Origin of the sequence: Reichenbachiella sp. (assembly GCF_965233835.1) — a bacterium.
GTDB lineage: Bacteria > Bacteroidota > Bacteroidia > Cytophagales > Cyclobacteriaceae > Reichenbachiella.
Window position 1 is genome coordinate 1,126,657 of sequence record NZ_OZ247585.1, and the last position, 18,534, is coordinate 1,145,190.

17 protein-coding genes, 4 tRNA genes and 2 pseudogenes are annotated in these 18,534 nt (G+C 37.6%); 10 read left to right on the plus strand and 13 right to left on the minus strand.

Annotated features, from left to right (window positions below):
- Window positions 1-29 precede the first annotated feature (29 nt).
- Complete coding sequence (locus ACO6S2_RS04790; protein ID WP_422361384.1) at window positions 30-539, plus strand: hypothetical protein; 510 nt, start codon at window positions 30-32, stop codon at window positions 537-539.
- Between the two features lie 371 nt (window positions 540-910).
- On the opposite strand, the gene ACO6S2_RS04795 is transcribed toward ACO6S2_RS04790, so the two are convergent.
- From ACO6S2_RS04795 to ACO6S2_RS04805, 3 genes and pseudogenes are all read right to left on the minus strand, one after another.
- On the minus strand, window positions 911-1,042 hold the full coding sequence (locus ACO6S2_RS04795) for a hypothetical protein (protein ID WP_422361385.1): 132 nt from the start codon (window positions 1,040-1,042) through the stop codon (window positions 911-913).
- 30 nt (window positions 1,043-1,072) lie between these two features.
- Window positions 1,073-1,429 (minus strand): annotated as a pseudogene (locus tag ACO6S2_RS04800) (energy transducer TonB); the annotation flags it as partial.
- 447 nt (window positions 1,430-1,876) lie between these two features.
- Window positions 1,877-2,917: pseudogene (locus tag ACO6S2_RS04805) on the minus strand (hypothetical protein); the annotation flags it as partial.
- A 48-nt stretch (window positions 2,918-2,965) separates the two neighbouring features.
- On the opposite strand from ACO6S2_RS04805, the gene ACO6S2_RS04810 reads away from it, so the two are divergent.
- Window positions 2,966-3,463 (plus strand): PaaI family thioesterase, encoded by a 498-nt coding sequence (locus ACO6S2_RS04810; protein WP_422361386.1) that lies wholly within the window; start codon window positions 2,966-2,968, stop codon window positions 3,461-3,463.
- Window positions 3,464-3,503: 40 nt separating this feature from the next.
- On the opposite strand, the gene ACO6S2_RS04815 is transcribed toward ACO6S2_RS04810, so the two are convergent.
- The gene (locus tag ACO6S2_RS04815; RefSeq protein WP_422361387.1) at window positions 3,504-3,854 is read right to left on the minus strand and encodes a DUF6249 domain-containing protein; all 351 of its coding nucleotides are present in this window, start codon (window positions 3,852-3,854) and stop codon (window positions 3,504-3,506) included.
- 81 nt (window positions 3,855-3,935) lie between these two features.
- Here ACO6S2_RS04815 and ACO6S2_RS04820 point away from each other — a divergent pair, with 81 nt between their 5' ends.
- The 4 genes from ACO6S2_RS04820 to ACO6S2_RS04835 all read left to right on the plus strand — a co-directional run bounded on the left by ACO6S2_RS04820 (window position 3,936) and on the right by ACO6S2_RS04835 (window position 5,349).
- Window positions 3,936-4,541 (plus strand): RNA polymerase sigma factor, encoded by a 606-nt coding sequence (locus ACO6S2_RS04820; protein WP_422361388.1) that lies wholly within the window; start codon window positions 3,936-3,938, stop codon window positions 4,539-4,541.
- Window positions 4,542-4,574: 33 nt separating this feature from the next.
- Window positions 4,575-5,012, plus strand: a complete 438-nt coding sequence (locus tag ACO6S2_RS04825; protein WP_422361389.1) for a hypothetical protein — start codon at window positions 4,575-4,577, stop codon at window positions 5,010-5,012.
- Window positions 5,013-5,102: 90 nt separating this feature from the next.
- Window positions 5,103-5,178: transfer RNA gene (locus ACO6S2_RS04830), tRNA-Gly, on the plus strand.
- Between the two features lie 87 nt (window positions 5,179-5,265).
- Window positions 5,266-5,349 (plus strand) — tRNA-Leu (locus tag ACO6S2_RS04835).
- 85 nt (window positions 5,350-5,434) lie between these two features.
- Here the strand turns inward: ACO6S2_RS04835 and ACO6S2_RS04840 are convergent.
- Window positions 5,435-7,183 carry a WYL domain-containing protein gene (locus ACO6S2_RS04840; RefSeq protein WP_422361390.1) on the minus strand — a complete coding sequence of 583 codons (1,749 nt, stop codon included), beginning with the start codon at window positions 7,181-7,183 and terminating at the stop codon, window positions 5,435-5,437.
- Between the two features lie 341 nt (window positions 7,184-7,524).
- Between ACO6S2_RS04840 and ACO6S2_RS04845 the strand changes: the two genes are divergently transcribed.
- The 4 genes from ACO6S2_RS04845 (at window position 7,525) to ACO6S2_RS04860 (ending at window position 10,894) form a co-directional block, all read left to right on the plus strand.
- Window positions 7,525-7,607: transfer RNA gene (locus tag ACO6S2_RS04845), tRNA-Tyr, on the plus strand.
- Between the two features lie 215 nt (window positions 7,608-7,822).
- Window positions 7,823-7,877, plus strand: a tRNA-Val gene (locus tag ACO6S2_RS04850).
- A 375-nt stretch (window positions 7,878-8,252) separates the two neighbouring features.
- Complete coding sequence (locus ACO6S2_RS04855; protein WP_422361391.1) at window positions 8,253-9,353, plus strand: slipin family protein; 1,101 nt, start codon at window positions 8,253-8,255, stop codon at window positions 9,351-9,353.
- A gap of 125 nt (window positions 9,354-9,478) precedes the next feature.
- On the plus strand, window positions 9,479-10,894 hold the full coding sequence (locus ACO6S2_RS04860) for an RtcB family protein (RefSeq protein WP_422361392.1): 1,416 nt from the start codon (window positions 9,479-9,481) through the stop codon (window positions 10,892-10,894).
- A 29-nt stretch (window positions 10,895-10,923) separates the two neighbouring features.
- On the opposite strand, the gene ACO6S2_RS04865 is transcribed toward ACO6S2_RS04860, so the two are convergent.
- The 8 genes from ACO6S2_RS04865 to ACO6S2_RS04900 all read right to left on the minus strand — a co-directional run bounded on the left by ACO6S2_RS04865 (window position 10,924) and on the right by ACO6S2_RS04900 (window position 18,534).
- Window positions 10,924-11,514, minus strand: coding sequence for a hypothetical protein (locus ACO6S2_RS04865; RefSeq protein WP_422361393.1), 591 nt, complete (start codon window positions 11,512-11,514; stop codon window positions 10,924-10,926).
- A gap of 46 nt (window positions 11,515-11,560) precedes the next feature.
- Window positions 11,561-12,595: a transglutaminase domain-containing protein gene (locus ACO6S2_RS04870; protein WP_422361394.1), complete on the minus strand. Its 1,035-nt coding sequence runs from the start codon at window positions 12,593-12,595 to the stop codon at window positions 11,561-11,563.
- Between the two features lies 1 nt (window position 12,596).
- Window positions 12,597-13,331 (minus strand): carboxypeptidase-like regulatory domain-containing protein, encoded by a 735-nt coding sequence (locus ACO6S2_RS04875; protein WP_422361395.1) that lies wholly within the window; start codon window positions 13,329-13,331, stop codon window positions 12,597-12,599.
- Between the two features lie 178 nt (window positions 13,332-13,509).
- A complete protein-coding gene (locus tag ACO6S2_RS04880; RefSeq protein WP_422361396.1) occupies window positions 13,510-14,253 on the minus strand; it encodes a glutamate racemase in 744 nt (247 codons plus the stop codon).
- Entirely contained in the window at window positions 14,250-15,551 is a 1,302-nt protein-coding gene (locus tag ACO6S2_RS04885; protein WP_422361397.1) for a class I SAM-dependent methyltransferase, read from the minus strand. Before ACO6S2_RS04885 ends, ACO6S2_RS04880 begins: the two co-directional genes overlap by 4 nt.
- Entirely contained in the window at window positions 15,548-16,753 is a 1,206-nt protein-coding gene (locus tag ACO6S2_RS04890; protein WP_422361398.1) for a hypothetical protein, read from the minus strand. Before ACO6S2_RS04890 ends, ACO6S2_RS04885 begins: the two co-directional genes overlap by 4 nt.
- 235 nt (window positions 16,754-16,988) lie before the next feature.
- Window positions 16,989-17,732, minus strand: coding sequence for an N-acetylmuramoyl-L-alanine amidase (locus tag ACO6S2_RS04895; protein ID WP_422361399.1), 744 nt, complete (start codon window positions 17,730-17,732; stop codon window positions 16,989-16,991).
- A complete protein-coding gene (locus ACO6S2_RS04900) occupies window positions 17,683-18,534 on the minus strand; it encodes a YARHG domain-containing protein (protein ID WP_422361400.1) in 852 nt (283 codons plus the stop codon). The genes ACO6S2_RS04895 and ACO6S2_RS04900 overlap by 50 nt, the downstream gene beginning before the upstream one ends.

The following is an 18,534-nucleotide window of genomic DNA, read 5'->3' on the forward strand; positions in this document are numbered from 1 at the left end:
CATTGCAGTAGACTTTAAATCTATATGCGATGAAATACCTACAAACATTATTAAGAGTTACCCTGGCCGGACTAATTGGAGCTGCTTTGCTACTCATCAGTTTTGCAAGCTTTGGTCACACAGACCCAACTGGTGAACTTACGCTGAATCGAAAAAATGATCCACTGATGGTGTTTACACAATGGCATTTTGTGGATTTTCAACTGGCGGAAAATTTGGAATCTTTGGAGTTTACTGCTCATGTACTACCCATTTTTGAAGTGACAAGAAGGGTGTACCTCAACCTGGACGAATATCAGGATCAGGTGATTGTGATGCGAGCACACGAAGGTAAGCACATGGGGGCCAATCAATACATGGCCAAAGCAGAGATCAGGATAAACGAGTCCATTATATCTGGATACTTCATATATGGAGAATCAGAAGATCACCGGTATGCGATTGAAGGGCATTTTGAAACCGAGAACAACCTGGTGGTGCCCGACCTTGCAGGGGAGGATATCAACTATGTACTTCGGGCTAAGCTCAAGCATAAATAAGGCATTTCTTCTTCTTCCAGAGCCAGACATTTTTATTGTATTATTAGGAAAGTCTGTTTGTATTTTCTTTGATTTTGAATTGCAAGTTCAGCTCTAATTTAAAGTTAAACTCAATTAAGCGTGTTTTAAGTGACTGTTATTCAGTAGATTAAAAATTATTCGCTAGGAAAAAAGCGCAAAATCACTTTAGGAGAATTTACTAATTGACTTAGCTAGGTTCGACACATATCTTGCAGCATATAATTGTTTGTAATTCACCACAAATTTATTTTATGTCATCAGCAATAGAAAAAGTAAGAGTCCAAATACTCAGGGCGTATTTCCTGGTATGGGCGGCTGGTCTGGCAGCATTTATATATGCTACCATCTGATCAACCACAACCTAAGAATCTTTTGAAATCGACGTCTGGTATTCCTTCCTGAGGAGTGTCAGGCGTCGTTTTGGTTTTGGGCTTCTGCGACACCTTCTTCTTTTCTTTCTTTTTGGTTTTCTGTTTTTCCATGCGATAACAGTTGAATGTTAATTGTTGCCCCTAAAATCGAGAATAGGGTCTGTCCTTCATACGGAAGGGTTTATTAACTGGTTCGCTTAATTTAAAGGTCATAGGAAGAATCATCCTTACTTTTACTGACTTGCCATTTAATGTGCCTGGAGTCCACGAAGGAGCATTTCGAATTACTCTTTCTGCTTCTTCGTCGCAACCACCTCCTATACCTTTTAGCGTCCGGACATCTGATATTGATCCATCAGTATTAACTACAAACTGAACAAACACTCTGCCTTCAATTCCAGCCCTTCTTGCTTGATTAGGGTAATCCATATTTTTCCCCACGTACTTATAAAAAGCAGGTAATCCTCCTGGTGGAATAGGTGATTCTTCAACCTTATCAAGGTCTATAATTGAATCATTATCTGCATTTAGATATGCCCCAGAAATTGATTTAAGCTCATTTCTATTAGGTAAATGATTTAAAAATGGGTAGTCATAAGTAGTTACAATTTCATCATGTGAAAAGGATTCAATGGATTGATAGGAAGATGGGTAAAACAAGCCTGATGTAAATTGTGTTTGATTGTAGGGTTTCATAAAGCCCGGATTACCTTGTTTCCCTGCCTTAAACATTCCGTTTTCATATGATTCAATTAAAATGACTTGTTCATTTTGGTTTTTTAATTCCCAATTTCCGATTCTCAATCCATTATTTACTGGGGCATGAAGTTGATAAGATTCTGTGATGCTTACTACAAATTTATAAGTCCAAATTCCTGTTCCTTTTTCTACTTTAATATTTCCGTCTTTGCCATATGATTCTATGATTATGAAATGGTTTCCATTGAATAGAATCTTTTCTTTAATATTTCCATTATTGTAGTAATAAGTCCATTTCCCAACTTGGATATTGCTTTTAAAATTGCCCTTACTATAGAGTTCCCCATTCTCATGAAACCTTTCAAATAATCCTGTCTTGTTGCCAAGAGAATCATATTGTCCTTGAACCAACACTTTCCCGTCAGGATAATAGTCCGCGAAAGGGCCTACAAATTTCAGATCTGAGGTTCTAATCTGAGCTTTCCGATAAGATACACCATTAAACTTATTCGTAAGTCTCCAGCTATTGTCATAATAAAGGCTGGCGCTAATTGTATCAGAGAATGTTTCGTTTATCTCCAATGCTAAATTTGTGTGATTTTTTGGCTCAATAACCTTTTTTGGTTTGAATGATTGACAATAGTTGAGTAGAAATTTTTGCGACTGTTCAGACCCCCTGTTGAAGGCTTCTTGAAAATTATTACAAGCATCTTGTGGTTGATTTAGATTTTTGTATGCAATAGCTCGATTGTGGTATGCATTAGCCATTGGGTTAATAAGTATTGAAGAGGTGAAATCAAGTATCGACTCTTCATATTTTTCAATGAATAAAAAAGCATTTCCTCTGTTAAAATAACAGTTGGCCAAATCTATCTTTACGTTGCTAGATGTGTTGTTTCTTATTGCTTTGGAGTAATGGCTAATAGCTTGATTATAGTTTTCTTGTCTTACTGTAATGTTTCCCGCGAGGTAATGAAGATCTGCTTCATCAGGAGATATCCCTAAAGCTTTTACGACAAAGTAATTAGCACTATCATATTTTTCAATTTTGAAATAAGCAGTTGCTATTCCTGAAAAGGAATCAGTATTTCCGTCATACAAATTGATTGCTTGATTGAAGAACTGTACGGCTTTGTTATAATCACTTTTTGATTGGATAATTTCCCACCCTTGATTCGTCAATTCAATGTTTTGATTATAATTATATTCGTCAATTACTTCTTGCGCGTTGCTAGAAGAAACTATTGAAAGAACAAGGAACACTGAAATGAAAAGGAAGTTTTTCATGCTTGAAGGGATTGAAAATAATGGCAATTATAACTTATTAAACAACTAATGATGAATCCATCAGATAAAAAATACTTTCAAAACCACATGCCGGAGAATGTCTGCTTTGGCTGTGGAATCAATAATGATAAGGGACTGCATATCAAGAGCTATTGGGAGGGAGAGGAGTCTGTATGTCACTGGCAGTCTGAAGAGCATTACCACGGTTGGTCGGACTTGATGAACGGAGGCATTATGGCCACGCTGATTGATTGTCATTGTATGGGAACGGCCATGGCACATGCCTACAAGGAAGAAGGACGCCAGCTTGACACTATGCCTGAGTACAGGTATGCTACTGGCACATTGAATGTGAAATATTTGAAGCCTACTTCAAACAAACACCCTGTAGAATTAAGAGCAAAAGTGATTGAAGTAAAAGGACGAAAAACGGTGATGCAATGTGACTTTTTCTGTCAGGGCGAGAAGACCGCCGAAGCGGAGGTCATTGGCATTCGAGTGTTTGACAGTAGCGAAGGGAAAGAAGGGAATGTGTTTAAATCATAATATTTTATAGGTCAGGGTTTAAACCCTGACCTATAAAATATTAATCCTTTTCTTGCTTGGCAGCTTCTTTTCTCTCAATGAAATAGGATGCAAAAAGACCTATTCCCCCAAATATCATAAGGCAAGAGAACACGGCAGCTTCGTCATCCATGATTCTGGATTCTGCTATCAAGTTGCCAACCAGGATACCAATACCGGCACCTATGAGTAAAAGCCCATAGCGTAAGGCTGGATACGAATTGCTTTTGGAAGTCCGATTGAAAATATTGGCGTCGCCTCCTTTTTCGATTAGTGCTAGTCGCTCGTCATTCTGAAATTTTCTGATAATGATGGCAACTACGGCAATGGAGATGAAGAAAACAATTGGGATTAAAAATTCTGGTCCTTGCATAATTTTAAATTTTTGATTTGCCCATTGGACACCTGCTAGTTACTGCTGGTTACAAAAAAATAAAAATTAATTCTTTGTAACTTGATAGAAACTCATGGCGTCACATCGGCAGTGAAAGAGAATTTTTCAGATATTCAATTAATAGAGAAGATTAAAACTGGAGATATGTCCAGTTTTGAAATGCTAGTGAATAGGCATAAGAATTTTGCTTTCACTATTGCAGACCGTATTCTCCAGAATGAAGAAGACGCTGAAGAAGTAGCTCATGATGCTTTTGTGAAACTTTTATCTTCTGTGGATAAGTTCAAAGGGGAATCAAAATTCACCACCTGGTTTTACCGTATTGTGATGAATATGGCGATCAGCCGGACGAGGAAAAAAAGAATAAGAACGGAAGACATTGATAGCCGACCAAGTGGAATCGCTGAATATTCTAGTTTCGAAGAGTTTGGAGGGTTAAAGGCTAAGGATAGAACCTATTATTTGAATCAGGCGGTAAGTAAATTGAAAGACGAAGAACGTTTGCTGATCACGTTGTACTATTTTGATGAACTGGACATGGATGAAATAGTAGAAGTGACCAAAATAGATAAGGGGAATCTCAAGGTGAAAATATTCCGAGCAAGAAAGAAGCTGGCCGATGTTTTGCGAAAGATGCTTCCCACAGAATTAGAGAGTATTCTGTAATCAAGTATTGTAGAAACACTAAATTTGAAAGTCATGGAGCGTAACGATAGAGACATAGAACATTTTGATTCGCTGGAGAATAACACTTCCTCGGAGGAATTGAATGATATTCAGGATCTCGACGAGTGGATGAAGTCTCTTCCACTGAAGGAGGTCGGTACTAATTTTACCTCAACTGTAATTGCGTCGGCCCTATTGGCCAAAAAGCGGAATGCTAATTTCAGACTGTTGGTTTGGTTGATGATGTTTTTTGCTACGCTTATTGCTGCCTCCTATTTCTTTATAGGCACGAGTGGAGCTGAATTGGAAATAACTTATCTGGATCAAGTGAAAACTCAGTCGATTGAAAGGCTTGATCTTTTGGCTGATCCAAGGCTTCGGCAGCTGTTTTTAGTGGTAGAGGGAATCATCTGTTTGGTGATCATTGAGAAGCTGGTCAGCAGCTTCAGAATCCTCCGACACGCGGCGTAAAAAATAATCTTAAAATTTTTCACGAAAGAGTTGATAAATTAAAGTGGCTATCTATCTTTGCATTCCATTAGCCAATCGGGCTGATAAAAAGCGAAAGTAGCTCAGCTGGTAGAGCGCCACCTTGCCAAGGTGGAGGTCGCGAGTTCGAACCTCGTCTTTCGCTCCAATTGAGTGTGAGAGTGTATGTGAGTGAGAAGGTGCATAAGCATCGCGCATACACTTTTTTTGTTTTAAAGCCACTCATAAGTCTACTGCCGGAATGGTGGAATTGGTAGACACGCAAGACTTAAAATCTTGTGACTTTCGAGTCGTGTGGGTTCAAGTCCCACTTCTGGCACATAAACCCTTGATAATCTATGATTGTCAGGGGTTTTGTGTTTAAAGAGTGTCGGTTTTGGTTTCGGAAAAATTAAGTTGTTTTTCTAATTGACATGGTTTGTCATTATTTCCATCCGTTCAGCCCATTTTATATCTTCTGGAAGCTCAATAGAATTAAACTCAAGATGAATTATTCTTCTATTTTTCTTATTGGTGGTTTTTGAAGATGCATGTAGGAGTAATGGCTTCATGAGTTGAATTCCACCGGCCCTAACGTCTATAGTTGTGGAAACGCTGTGTTCTGTGATTAGCTTTATTTCTTCCTTCGTCATGAGTTTCTTATGAGAACCTGGAAGAGCCATAAGCGCACCATTATCTTCATCTGTATCATCCAAGTGTATTCGAATCGTAACTGTATTTTTTAAAACTTCTTCTGGAGGCCTGACACCATAGGCATCTTCTTTTTTTGTCCAGCCTGAAAAGCCCTTCAATTCTTTTTTAGTATCTACATTGATAGTCGTATCCTGATGCCAAGTCACGTACCAATTTGATTCAGCAGGTTTGTCAAAGAATATCGCCTTTGTGAGAAATAGATTTTCGTCAATATTTGAAAGAATAATTTTAATGTTTTTATTCATCAGATAAGGAATCAATTCAGGAATTTTCTGGACAACGCGTCTGATTGCGTACACCGCAGGTGTGTTTTGTGGGTGTTGTTGTTTGTACTTAAATAGTAACCCTCCCATTTTGGCAATCTCTTTTCGAGTATAAACTGAATTGGTGATGTTGTATCCTTTGGATTCAAGCCTTTTGTCAATGTGCCTTACTGCACCATCACTTAATTCAGTATTATAAAGATCAATTGAATGGGCTAATCGCTCTTTAATTTTGGATCTAAGTCTGGAAGGTGAAATCACCTTTATTGAATCGCCAAAAGACAAGATTTCTTTTTCTAGTTCAAAATTGTGTTGCACCTTGATAGAGATTACCACCCCTTCATTTGTCTTTTCAATTACCTTTTGACTATGATGTAGTGGTTTAGTTAAAACATAAGGTGCATGTTTACCATATATGAGTAGTTTAATCTCAAGAGGTTCTTCTCCAATGTTTACAGTAGCTCCGATTACGTCATTAAAGTGATTGGCTAGGTCATACATACTATAATCCATTATTTCTTCTTCCAATATGCCAAGATTAGCAATTCGATCTAATGCGAGCATCATAAAATTGGCGGACGGCTTTTTCTTACCCAAGATGAACCACCGATTCCTCCATTCCTTTAATAGTGCCGGATGAAATCTAAAGGTGGACGGTGTACGAGCTTTAAATGATTGATAGGTAATGTTCAGGATTTTTCGTTTTGATACTGCCTGAAAAATGGGATCGATATATTCTAAGCCCTTCAGGTTCTCATTTTTCTCCATATCTATAATGGGCCTTTCCTTCGTACGAGAAACATGAATCTTGTTCTCCAGCTTTTGCACCATTCCACTTAGCTCTTGAAAGTGGGTGAACCCCTTGAACTGCTTCAGGATATCAACCACTTCAGTTAGTTTGCCTAAGTCTTGATCAGTTAGCGGAATATTGGTAATTGTATAATCAGGATCTTCATAGGTGTAATATTTCTTTTCCTTTACGATAATGGGCGCGTGGTACCCGATCTTATCGCTCCGCATCATCTGAATATCCATCTGAACAGTTCTACGGCTTACGCCTTTATCAATTCCTTCATAGTCATACAATGCTTCAGAACAGGCATCTATAAGGTCATCCAGTGTCCATTCACGGTACCTGTTTCTAAGGCAATTGTCAATGGTTTTGTATCTAACTAGTGCATTTCTATTGACCGGCATAAATTTTTTTATGTAAAAAAATGAAAAAATATTTTCTACGCAAAAAGACTGCGCAGTTGGTGTTCAGCTTTGAATTATGATTTACGCACAAAAGGTGCTGCTGCCCCCTCCACTGACGGTGGAGGGGATTTGAAATTTTGATAATACAAGCCTCCGTAGCTCCAAAGGTAGAGCACGGTAAAACATGTAGGGACCGGTAGCTTAACAGGCTGGTTTATGGAAGACTGAATCGTGGTTAATAGCCCAGTAAGTCACAGCACCGAAATGCCTCTCAGGGAAGCAAAGTAGGGAAGCGTGTTACTCCAGCGTTTGCGGGTTCGAATCCCGCCGGAGGCTCAAATGGGAATGCACCAGAGTTGGAGAGCTGGGGTGGTCTGTAACACCACTGTCATGTACTGAGAAAGTTCGAATCTTTCCATTCCCACTAGTCAAAAATGTTCTTTGAATGAAAATCTTGTGCTTTCAGCACTAAAAATCTTCCCCTAAAGGGAAGCACGGATTAAAACGGATGGAGAGAGACCTGGTGAGAGTTTCAGTATAGCTCCACAGTGCCATTATTGGTATGCTACTCAATCTTGATGTTGTTTTTCCCACCTTGTAGGTCGAGGGTTCGAATCCCTCTCACAGTCAAAGTGTGATAGTTCAGTTGGTTAGAACAACAAGTACCCTGTGTGTTGTGGGTTCGAGTCCCACCCTCAATTTATTGAGGTAGTTCAACTGGTAGAGCAACAGAAATGGATTGTTAATCCATTCTTGACGAAGAAGCAAACTTCTAAAAATTGCCTTTTGAAAGTAGAATAAATCATGCCTGCAATACTGGTCTTCGGAGCATGAATGCAGTCTTGAGAATGCTTAGAAAACATGAGGATACCGCTAGAAACGATGCTCTTGCTTTTCTTGAAGCAGGCACTAAAGTATGTCATTACAATTGTTTGAATGATTGAAACGGATGTCACTTGAAGAAAACCAATGGCTTTAATTCAAGCTGAATTGTGGTTCCGTTTTCGAAAGAAGGTGTGATTTACGCTGCTTTCTATTTATGAATTTTTAACAATTAAATTATATAACGATGCAAAGGATTAGAATTAATGCTGGCAAAATTGGATTGGTATTTAGAAAAGGAGATTACAAAAGAGTAATCACCGCAGGTACCCATTGGTTAATGCCATTTGAGAAGGTCATGCAATATGATTTGTCTCAACCATTCTATCCTTCAATCGAGCTTAACGTGCTTTTGAGGGATGAAGAATTGAAGAGTTATTTGACCATAATTGAGGTTGGAGACAACGAAATTATGCTTCAATATGAAAATGGCAACTTCAATAAAGTTTTGAATCCAGGAAGGTACACTTTTTGGAAAGGGTTGACAGAATACACCTTTGTCAAAGCCGACTTGAGTAAAATTGAAATCACAGAAGATGTAGATCTAATGTCTTTCAAAAGAAAAGAATTGGTTCCATATGTAAGAGTCAGTAAAATCGACTCCTATGAAAATGGTGTATTGTTCGTTGATAACAAAATGGACAAAATCCTCGGACCAGGAGAATATTACTTCTGGAAAAATGCCAAAGATGTATCTGTAGCAAAAGTCGATTTGAGGCAATTGCAGTTGGAGATTTCTGGTCAGGAAATTTTGACAAAAGACAAAGCTGCGTTGAGAGTAAATTTCTACACCCAATACAAGGTGGTGGACGTAACTAAGGCAATTGTCGACAACAAAGACTATGAAAAACAATTGTATATCTTGATGCAGTTTGCATTGAGGGAATACATTGGTACTTTGACCTTAGATGAGCTTTTGGAAAACAAGGAGGCAATTTCTGAATATGTTTTGAAAGCATTGAAGGATGAAGCTGCCGACCTTGGAGTGGCCATTAAAGGCTGTGGAGTAAGAGATATTATTTTGCCTGGCGAGATGAAAGAAATCATGAATCAGGTATTGATTGCTCAGAAACAAGCGCAAGCAAATGTGATCGCTAGAAGGGAAGAAACCGCTTCCACTAGAAGTTTACTGAACACTGCAAAATTGATGGAGGAAAATGACATGTTGTTCAAATTGAAAGAGATGGAATATGTCGAGAATATTGCCGAAAAGATCGGTGAGATCACCGTAGCCGGAAACGGACAAATTGTTGATCAGCTGAAAGGCATTTTTGCTCCTGGAAAGTAATACACTCTCATACTAATAAGTGAAAGACCGTCTAATGGCGGTCTTTTTTACTATTCTAGATTAACTTTTTAAATTAAAAATCTATTGCGCAAAAACACTGCGCAGTTGGTCATTTTATTTGAATTATGAAAAATGAAAAAACACATATATCTGGGCAAGACATACTATCCCTTGGGTATCCTGAAGGAAAAGTGATTGGAACGGCATTAGCTGTAGTTCAAGCACATTTTTCAAATAAAACAAAAGAGGAGGCAAACAAAGCATTGGAATCTGTTCTACTAGATCCAGCTTTATTTATTGAAGACGATCAATTGTCGGCTATTGCCAAAGAATTGATGGCTCCTAGGGATCAAGTCTTGCAACTAAAAGACACTCCTGATATATATAAAGTTTATGGTGCCGATGGTATAGAGCAAGGCGCGTTAAATCAAATTGAAACGGCGATGCGATTACCTATTGCCAAAGCAGGTGCACTTATGCCAGATGCGCATCAGGGATATGGCCTTCCAATTGGAGGTGTACTGGCCACTGAAAATGCTGTGATACCTTATGGTGTAGGTGTAGATATTGGATGTAGGATGTGTATGACTATTTATGATCTGCCTGAGTCTATGCTTGAGGATAGAAAAGAGGACCTGAAAAAGATGCTGATCAGAAATACTAAGTTTGGAAAAGCTACTTTTAAAAAACCTAAGGAACATGAGGTATTGGAAAATCAGCTATTCAATGAGATACCCATAGTTGGAAATCTTAAAGATCGTGCAGCAATGCAAATAGGATCTTCGGGTGGGGGAAATCATTTTGTCGAATTCGGAATTACCGAGGTTGAAGATGGAGAGTTTGATTTACCAAAAGGCAAATACTTGGCTCTTTTGTCTCATTCAGGTTCGAGAGGGTTTGGAGCTGCCATCGCAAAATATTATACCAAACTGGCCATGGATCAGTGTAAATTGCCTCAAGAGGCTAAACATTTGGCTTGGTTAGATTTAGACACACAAGAAGGCCAGGAATATTGGTTGGCAATGAATTTGGCAGGTGATTATGCTTCCGCTTGTCACCACCAAATACATGATAGAATGGCTGTTGGTCTTAGAACCAATCCTGTGGCCATGGTTGAGAACCATCATAATTTTGCTTGGAAAGAGCAGGACCTTGAAGGCAATGAAATCATTGTACATAGAAAAGGAGCTACTCCAGCTGGAAAAGGGGTGCTTGGGATAATACCTGGTTCAATGACGGCACCAGGATACATCGTTAGAGGAAAAGGTGATGATGCTTCTATTAACTCTGCCGCACATGGGGCTGGAAGAAGAATGTCTAGGACTCAGGCGAAAAATACGCTTAACAAGACTGAGGTCATCGATCAGATTAATGATGCTGGAGTAGAAGTGATTGGCTCAGGATTGGACGAAGCACCAGGAGCATACAAAGACATTAAGGAAGTCATGGATTCACAAAAGGATCTAGTTGATGTCGTTGGTACTTTTCAACCTAAAATTGTAAGAATGTGTGGAGATGAGAAATTTCATGAAGTGGATTGATAAATTCAATCCGCTTTATTGAGTTTCTTTTAAAGAATCATGGAAAGATATATAACTCCATATACCCAACCGATATATAGAACAGTATACCCAGCCCCATAAGTTACGCTCTTGAATAGGTCTCCTTGACATTCGCTTGATTTAGCAAATATCAATTTAAGAGCCCTGATAATTACCCAATAAATCAATGCAACAAACCCCAGTAGACCTGCCCATAAGAAAAGCTCTAATAGAATCAAGAAAAGAATAAAGAGCACAGTCATAACCACCCACAAGACTATGGAAAGTAATATACCCTCAATTCCATCGCCAACATCTGGGAGTCCAGGCGTTTCAGGAATAGTGGAACTGTTGCTCAATATTGTGGTTTTAGGCTTGCCCCACATAATTTTAAATTTATGTGAAAGGTTATCATTAATGTGGAGACCTATATAAAGCCCAATAGAAAGAAACAACAAGAACACTAATGCCAAAATTGACAACGAAATAAATGAGTTTTCAATGATTGTTCTATGAGAATTTAATCCGGTCAGATAAACGATAACAACTGTGCTCAAAATCGATAGGCTAGCCGCTATCAATATGGTCTGCCCATTTAAAAATATTCTTCTTTTTCTCATTTGCCACATTTATATTATTGAGAATAATATCAATCTAATTCACATACTACTTTAAAACTTCCACTGAATAAGTAACTATATAGTCATGATCAACTAGAAGGTGTACATCAACTATTCCTCTTCTATTAAAGGGCTGATCTAAAAAATACAACCCATTGCTGTCCTTATAAACTCTGCTGTATGTTGAGATTTTTGAACTTCCACGTCTTTGTTGGATTTCTATTGTTTTGCCAGTCAAATCCAGTTTAGAGCTAAAACTAAATGTTAGCGACTCACTTTTTTTAATTGAGAGATGAAAGGTTGAAGGCTGAATTGGGACAATTTGATGATTAAAGGCACCTTTATAGATTAGCGGGCCATTCAAAAATTCTTCTAAAGTAGGTCGCTGCTTCAGCAGTATCCAATTTGTATCTAAAGGGTAATGATTTTTAACAAATAGATTTGGGTCAGATAAGAAGTAGCCTTCACTAAACTCCTTAAGAAATGAAGAATGTTGTGGATTTATTGAACCACTAGACCAAGTAGCATCGCACAAATACCATTTATCATAAAGATTGACCACGTTCCAAGAATGATTGGGAATGCCTTCTCCTCCGATATTTGCTTGCGCAGTGCGACCGTAACCATTTACCAATTCAACTTCTATGTTGGCATAGTAAGCTAGCTCCTTGATCAGATAGGCATAACCTGTACATACCGTTTTGTATTCCTTAACTAATTTGTTAAATACTTTTGGGTGAAATTTTCTATTCCATTCTTTTAATTCTACTGGGTTGTTATTGAGCTTCTCTCTCATGCGTTTGTTTTTTAGATAGAAGCCATAATCATTTTCAATATTGTTACAAACCCATTTATAAATAGCTCTGAATTTCTCTAAATCTGATGTTAGTGAGTTTGTGAGTTTTTCAGAAAGTTCCTTTAAGTCGTTGATTGGGTGCTTGACATGTAAAGCTGCTATGCTATCGGCTGAGTTGAAATTGTAATTTGTGAAATCAGACAATTGTCCTTTTACACTATGGCCGAAAAATAATATTGCAAAAATGATCAGATAAAGAGGCTCTAGATTTTTTGGACGCTTCATCCTAAAACAACCCTTTTAGTTTTGACCATAGATTGCCTAAACCTGAAGATTGGGAAATATATACTTCCTCGATTGATAACTCACCCATTAGAGCATAGTGATCCATAACCATTTGAAGTTTCATGGTCACTGGTTCGTCTTTGCCAATAGTATATTCTTTGGTTTCCATTCCGATAAAACTAAATACTAAAATGTCCCCTGTTTTAACTTCTACAGGAAATTTAAACTTTCCATCCAAATCAGTGACTGCGCCTATGGCAGTACCTTTTAGGATAATATTGACACCTGATAATGAATCACCGAAATCATCAAGAACAACACCAGATACTGTATGTGTACTGACCTGTTTCTGGTTTACATCAACTTGTTTTTTCTTCATTTCAGGTTGAATTACTTCCGTTTCGGGTCTCAGCTCGATTTTCTTGGCTAGTGTCTGTTGACTCAAAAACAATAAGCTTAAGCTAGCCATTCCTGCTTTTAACCACGGCCACCGAGACGAGCCTATAGAATTATTAGGTTCAGAATACATATAGTTCAATTGATTCTGACTGATTCTAACACATGTATTTGACGAAGATTTGCTGATAAATTGGATAATCTCACTTTCCGTCAGCTTAGTAAAATCGATCACATCTTTTTGACATGAGTCACAGAAACCTCCTTCTGGTGTTTTTTCAAAACCACTCCATTTTTCTGAACAAGGTTTATTAATGGATAATGAGTATTGTTTTTTCATGCTATAAAATTTTGCAATGAGAATTGACTAAAATTAGTTTAAAGGAGATGCAATTGCGCATATCAAGTAACTATTCTATATCATCTAATCCAATTAGAGGTAAAAAGTCACATTTACTTATTGGAAATGAAACACCATACCAGTCATGATGTATGAGCTTTTTAAAACAAATGACCAATTAAATATCAATCCTTTTCACTTTCTCAATCTTAAAATTGAAGGCACCCTTTGCAGCTTTTTTCATCAGCTCCGCATCTCCAGAAGTATAAAATAAGTCTGACTTGCCATTTTGATTTTTTAGCTTTGGTTTGATGGTACCATAAATATGCTCAATGGGGTCGATTAATGTTTTCTCTTTCCCTATATACTCCTGAATTTGATTGGCGATGACCGGGTAATGGGTACAAGCCAATAGAATAGATTCTTGGTCTTTTAAAGGTTTGAGAATCTTTTCAATTGACTTGTTGATATTCGAACCCTCAACCACACCTGCCTCAATTAAAATGGAAAATTCTTGAGCTACTCTTTGTTTTATTTTGATGTCTGTGTTTTTGAAGGGGAGCCGATATTTTTGGCTTCTAATCGTTCTTCCGCCACCTATAATACCAAGAGTCTTAACATTTGAATCAAGGACAGCTTGTATGGTGCTTTTTGTTATAGATGTGACATTTTGATCGGATGAAACTATAACTGAACTTGCAGAATGACATGCCACTACGATGTGTTCTACTCCCTGAAGAAACATAAAATCAAGAATGCTCCGTACCCTTTTTCTCAATTTGGGGTAGGACAGTTTGCCATATGGTATTTCACCAGAATCAGAAAAGTATAGAAGTGGGACATTAGGGTTTCTCGATTTAACTTTTTTGGTCAGGTCAATTCCGCCTACTCCATAATCTAGGATACCGATAGGATATTTCATGGATATGAAAGTTCCATGTTTTTAGTGTTCTTCATGTTCAGCGAATCAAATGCTATGATCCGCGAATGGAGACCAACATTGATCACTTCTACTTTCCTTCCTGGGAAACGACTTTCCAGGTACCATTTCATTTCATGTTGAGATCTGATAGGGTTGTACCTCAGCATAACAGACCATGCTGGATGACTTACCAACTTTCTAAGATTTCTGTAAAATTCGGGCATCTTGTAGCGATCAAAATAGTGGGAGATTTTACTCTTCATAAAGAGTGGGATTTCAATCCATTTTACTGGGGCCGTGACCATATCTACAATTATTAGTTTCCCTTCCGACTTTAATACTCTTTCGATTTCTTTCATGATTGGATCCCAGTCCAAATATCTAAAAGACAAAAGTGAGATAACCAGATCGAATTCCTCTGATGGGAAATTTAATTTTGGACCATCAATTTTTTTGAATTCTAAATTATCAAATTCAGCATTAGATTTTGTGGCATGTTTTAATAGGTTTTCAGAGATATCTATTCCCACTCCTTGTTCAATATCGTTTCTCAATTCTCTTAATAGTGCTCCATTTCCACATCCGATATCCAATACCTTTTTTGGCTTTTCTTTAGGGATATGCTTTTTTATCCAGGTATATTCATCCTGTCGAACTTTGATGTCCTTAAACGTATCTGCATATAAATCTGCTACATTATTGTAGGTGCGATCTATATGCTGATTACTCTCATTAAATTCTTTGAGTGGCTCTGGCTTCATTAAACCTGCCATTTTTTTCAGAGTAGCTGACCAACCATGAGATTTTCTTCCGGGACTTCCGAAGCAATAGAGGTCTCTATTTTTAAGGAATATTGGGAGCGCATATCTGTCCTTTCTCGCAGAGAATGTAGTATACCAATAGTAACCATAGGTCTGGACATTTTGCGCTTTGGAGAAAAATGGAGCAAACCATCGTGCAGACCTGCAGCATCTAAAATATGCTTTGGCACGCGTTGAAAAGGGTATTTTTAGATTTTCTAACTCATAAGGACTGAATTGTTCCGGATATGATACAGTTCCAAACATCGGCCCGTACATGCCAGCATGTCCAATAAAATGAAACTCGTAGATTGATTTATCATCTTCAACTAGCGAGGTAAATATAGATTTGAGTTCAGCCTTTGATTCAATAGCTTGACATCTTACTTCCAATGACCCTTTGGTCTTTTCTGAGGCAAGCGTTTGAGCCACTTTTTTAAATTGATGACCTCCCCTTCTGTACTTTGTTGTATATACTATTAGTATTATTTCATTCATAAATTCTCTTTCCCCTTTAGTAGATAGTATGGTCGTTGTTCAAGAGGATTTCCACCTAGTTGAAGTCGATTCAAAATTGCTTCATCATTATTTTTTTGTACCTCCTTGTAAAAGGAAATCCAAATATTTTCTGGCAATGCAAAGTAATGTAGTGTGAGTTTCTCAATACTTTTCAATTCAGAATTATTCAAATATTTTGCAAAATGAACATAATCCAAATTACTGACAACTCTTAATATTTCTCCAGTCGGAATGTTTGAAGGAGGAGACCAATTAAGTGCATCAAATTCGGTCCTATAGATGATCATTTCCGCAAGTGATTTATGTACTACCACCAAGGGAAAACGTTCTGGAGAATAATTTGAACTTAGACGGTCAACAATCAACTCATATAGCTGATTGGGTGGATCGTGCAGTTTGGGATTATATGATTTGTAACTAAATGCGGAGCAGCACAAAAAAACGAAAGAGACAACCAATACACATGTGTTAGCGAGATTTAGCTTGCCGCTGAAATAACAAATAATAAGAACTGGCGCGATCATGAAAAACCTATAGCCCATACTGCCAAATTCAACCGTGAAAAAGGGGAAAATTGAAACAACAATTAATACCGGCCAACCCCATTTTTTGAGCCATAAAGATGAACTATAATCCTTGTCAGAGAGGTATTTAAATGCAAGAAAAATTAAAAGAGCGGATAAGAATAAAAGCTCAATGCTCCACCAGAAATTAATACTTCTTTCGAAGAGTGAATAGACTGAAAAAGGAGTGAATTGAATCATTGATGAAAGTTGACCTTCAAAGCGTTTCAAATCACTTATATGGAGTATACCTGGTAATAATGATATTGTTGTAACTATTAATGCGCCTCCTACAATCCACCTCCACTTCAATAATTGAAGCATATAGCAAAAGGATATGAACAAGCATAGTCCACCTGTCATTCGATGTGTGAGGAGAGACAATAGAATGAATAATGCGGATAGAACGAAGCGTTTTTTAGCAAGAGCCCTCAGCATAAGGGTGAAAAAAATTAGACCAAGAACATTTTTGGGAAATTGACTGACAAGGTAAATTGTCGTAGGACTAAAGGCCAAAAATGAAGGCACTATGACGGCAGTAATTTTTTTTGAGTTCAGCTCGTTTGCAAAGAGAAATGATGTGCCAATTAGTATTCCTCCAAGGATCGATGCTCCCACTTTGTAGGCTATCACATAGTCCTCAAACAAAAAGCTAATGAAAATGAAGTATGGATATATAAGAGAAGAGTCGGGTGATTGTAGACGGCTATAAGTCAGCCATGAATGCGATTGCATGACGTAATAGTAGCCATCCCATCCGTTGGCATATATTGTTTGGGAAGTACTCAGTAGATTGATGATAAATCCGGCCACAATGAAGAATCCGGCTACGGCATATTTGTAATATGCTTTTTTAGTCCAAAAATTCAAGATTATATTTTTCTAAAAGTTGGTGTCTCAAATCTTTCATAAATCTTATACCTGGATCTGGTTTGTCATACGGTTGATAATTTTCATCAAGGGACATGAACAGGCTATAATGTGGCAGATTGCTTTTGTTATACTCATCGTGTCCAATCAAAAACTTGATTGTTGGATGGATGTATTTGAGAGCTTTTACTAATTCTACATTACTTTTTAGCTGCTCCTTGGTAAGATCATCTTTAGTTGCTGCTACATTTTCGATGCCTATACTGACATGATTGAAACCGATAATATGCCTAGCAATAATTGTATCAGGAAGTAAATTGTAGATACTTCCGTCTCGGTCAATGACATAGTGGATTCCGACATTTAGGGGGCTAAAACGATTAATAAATCTTCTATTGGAGGCTAACTCATCCTGTTTAAACAAATCAATGGTTTGGGCGAGTGCAGGAATGACTGTATGGTGTATAACAATCATCTTAGGGCTATCTAGTAAATAGTCACTGAACCCATAATTCTTTTTACAATAATCTTTAGTTAGTTCTAATTTTCGAGAACTAAGTGTGGATATGGTGTCCACTTGAATATTTTGTAAAACTTCTCTGGGTCTTTCTATATTTTTTTCTTCCGATTTTTCTTTTGAGCATGCAAGAGCAAAACATATTAAGAAGATGAGAATCTTATGATTCCATTGACCTGATGAATTGTGCATTAGTTTTTTCCAGTTCATTCAAAAATGGCGTGGCGTCTTCGAAGTAAGCTTTGTACCACGATTGGGTGCCAAAATATTCCTGCATTTTCTCCGTCTTAAACGAATGTCCATGTCTGGCAAAAATTTCATTTCTTAGGTAAGCCAACTCATCATTCGAAAAACCGGCTAAATCTTGGGCTGTCAATTCAGAGATTCTAGCTTTTAAAAACAGCTCATCTTTATTAAAGATATATGGTTGGTTTAAGTCAACAATCAAATCTTCTTCATAGTCGTATGCGTCACCCATTCGCTGATATTCTCCGTAGCCGTATGGAGATGCTTGTAAATAAGAGGAATGATATTCAGCTTCAATCCTCACGGTGACCTTTGACACTTGCTTTTCTACACCCTCTTGTTGAGTGTCTGTGATATTCAACGAACCTTTTATTGTTATGGAGTCTCCCGGAATAACATTATCCTGCTGAGCTGAAAAAAAACCGGCATATTGATAGTTTCGACTTTGCTCAATCTCAGCAATTCGATTAAGCATTCCTTTATCGATGATAACAGCAGTGTACTTGAAATCAGTTGTGCCTACCTGAATATCCTCATGCTTAATGAATGTATTACGATCCATTTTCATTGCGTTTTCTCTTAAAAAGAAAAACAAGTGCTCTTTTAGTATAGGAACATGATTCTGTTGGAATGTGAATTTTTCCTCTTTGACTACAGGCTCGGGTGTTTTTTCGACAACTGCAGTTTGGGATTTCTTTGTTTCAGAACAGGCATAGACTAAAGACAAAGCCAATAGAACAAGAATGTTATTCCTAATTTTTTTCAT